At 32.1% G+C, this 2,635-nt stretch carries 2 protein-coding genes; one reads left to right on the plus strand and one right to left on the minus strand.

Annotated features, from left to right (window positions below; genetic code table 11):
- The first annotated feature begins 329 nt into the window (after window positions 1–329).
- Entirely contained in the window at window positions 330–1,100 is a 771-nt protein-coding gene (locus AC1DJR_RS25645) for a TatD family hydrolase (RefSeq protein ID WP_410592439.1), read from the plus strand.
- 32 nt (window positions 1,101–1,132) lie between these two features.
- On the opposite strand, the gene AC1DJR_RS25650 is transcribed toward AC1DJR_RS25645, so the two are convergent.
- The coding region (locus AC1DJR_RS25650; protein WP_477003823.1) for a DUF2334 domain-containing protein at window positions 1,133–2,635 on the minus strand (1,503 nt) is incomplete at its 5' end.

Consider the following 2,635-nt stretch of genomic DNA (forward strand, 5'->3'; position numbering starts at 1 on the left):
GCCCTCATCTCTATTTAGATGAGGCTCTTTTTCAAACCTTACAACATTGTAAGGTTTACGTAAGTTAATTCGATAGTAATTTTGTCATATTTTTTGCATAATAGATACAAATAGATAAAAAATAATTAGGGATATATTAAGAAGGGAGAAAACGGGGATGCGTAAAGAAGAAGTAGTGAAGTTTCCAATTAAAGATTTCTGTAGCTACTTTACTGTTGCCATAGTATGTATTGGATTATTTGATATAATAACAAATTTAATTGTTAACTAATATAGATGATAAAACAAGAAGGGAGACCCTTTCTTGTTTTTTTTATGGGGGCATAAAGATGAAATGGATTGATAGCCATATACATGTTGATCAATATCAGGATGAAGAGAAAAGTAGATTACTTACAGATGTGGAAAACAGTAAAGAGATACAAGGGCTTATTGCAGTATCTATGAATTATCAATCATGTCTAGAAACTTTATCTTTAGCAAACCGATATACTTTTGTACATCCAGCAATAGGTTTTCATCCGGAGCAGCCCATTTATAAAGAGGAATGTGAGCAAATTTATAAATTAATTGAAGATCATGTAGAGGAAATCGTTGCGATTGGTGAAGTGGGCTTGCCATATTATTTAAGGAAAGAAGATGAAAATATTGCTATTGATCCATACATAGCGGTGTTAAAAAAGTTTGTGGAACTAGCTAGTAAATACGATTTACCAATTATATTGCATGCGGTTTATGAAGATACTGACACTGTATGTGGTTTACTTGAAGAATATAAAGTTTCGCGTGCACACTTTCATTGGTTTAAAGGAAGTGAAGAGACAATGAAACGGATGATGAGGAACGGTTATTATATTTCTATCACACCGGATGTTTTACATAAGGAGAAAATTAGAAAAATAGTTTCGTATTATCCGCTTGAATATATGATGGTAGAAACAGATGGGCCGTGGGAATTTCAGAAGGATACGATGACACATCCTTATATGATAAAAGATGTATTACAAGAAATTAGTATAATAAAAAAAATATCAGTAGAGAAAGTTACTGAGCAAATATATGCGAATACGGTGCGATTTTATAAAGTTAGTGAGTCATAAAAAAACACCAAGCATCTCGCTTGGTGTTTTTTTTATGACTCTAATTTTTTCGCACGTCTTAATAATAAAAGAAAGACAATTATAATGAAACCAATTATAAGGAAGAACCCATATTGTTTTATATAATCAATTATGTCATTCGCACTTGTTGGTTTTTCAACGTGAATGCCTTCTTTATTAGTAGTAATATGAATATCTTTCATTTTTATTTCATTCATGTCTTTTTGTAAATCAATCCACTCTATGTTTGGAATACTTTCTAGTTCTTTTAATACTTCTTTTAATGGTTCAACGCCCAAGTAAGGATGATAAAATGCACCGATAATTCCATCAGATAGTTTAGTGATAGATAAAGCACGTTCTTTCATTTTTGCTATAGCTTGTGGCTTCCCTTCTTCAATAAAGCCAACAGTTTCAGGAATTAATTTCATCCCATGTAAAAATGACGGTGTACTTATATAAGCCGGTGAGTGCATTGATTTCCAAGTTGTATCGTTTAGTTGTATTTGTCCTACATAAGTTGAAAAATATTGTGATAGTATTTCATATCCTTTTTGAGACATTGTATAGTGCGGAGCTTCAAAGGCAATTGGATATAATTTCGCTTCTACAAGCTCTGTAATCCCTTTTTCAATATGATCTTTAATATATTTTTCTTCGAAGGATTTTCCGTTTTCTACGTATTTATTATAGTCTTCTGTAGAATGAAAATCTTCTTTTGTCTTTGGTTTTTCATGGTTCGGTTGGCGAATTGGTTGATCTGTTTTTACATCCCAAAATTCAAAACCTTCGCCAGTTTCACTATCATAAAACTGATGTGTGTAACCATGCATAACGATAGAGCCACCATTATCTTGCATAAAGTGTAAAACATCGATTAATTCAGAGTTATCCTTTAAATGTACTGTTTTTCCTGTGTCTGGATCTTTGTAAACAGGGATAACGGTAATCATATAAGGGAGCTTTTTCTCTTTTAGTAATTCAGCGATTTCTTTTAATTGCTTTACATCTACAGCTGGATGAACGTCTTCAAGACGTAAATAAGCTGAAGTTTTATTTGTTTCAGGTTTTTGTCCGAAATAAGAAAATAACATTTCACCGACGTAATGAGACATCCAATCGAAAAGGTTTGGAGTTGCAACATAATAGGATGTTCCTTGCTGAATGATTAACGGATGAGTTCCATCAGCACTCAAGGCGTAAGCAAGAGTTGTTCCTTTTGTTTCAATTTTCTTCATTAAGCGTTCTTCATGTAATTCATTTTTTAACTGGTTAGTCGGATATTCTATAGTGTGAATTCGTATATCGGTTTCTTTCGAGGTAATGAAAGAAAAACGATTAGATAATTGTTCAACATTTTGTCCTAAAACTAATATGGGACCTGAGAAGTTTTCTAGAAATTGTTTTGCTGCAATAGAAAAATCTTCTTTTTTCTCTCCGATATAAACAATATGTGTATAAGAAGATGATTCAGTACTTTCCTTTACTTCCTTTAAGCTTTTTACTGTTATATCTTTTGTAAAGTGCCCTAACTG

The sequence above is a fragment of the Bacillus sp. 05T31 genome (genome assembly GCF_056396725.1).

Bases quoted from the DNA above. Each gene is read 5' to 3' on its own strand.
- AC1DJR_RS25645 (WP_410592439.1), top strand. From the start codon at position 330: ATGAAATGGATTGATAGCCATATACATGTTGATCAATATCAGGATGAA.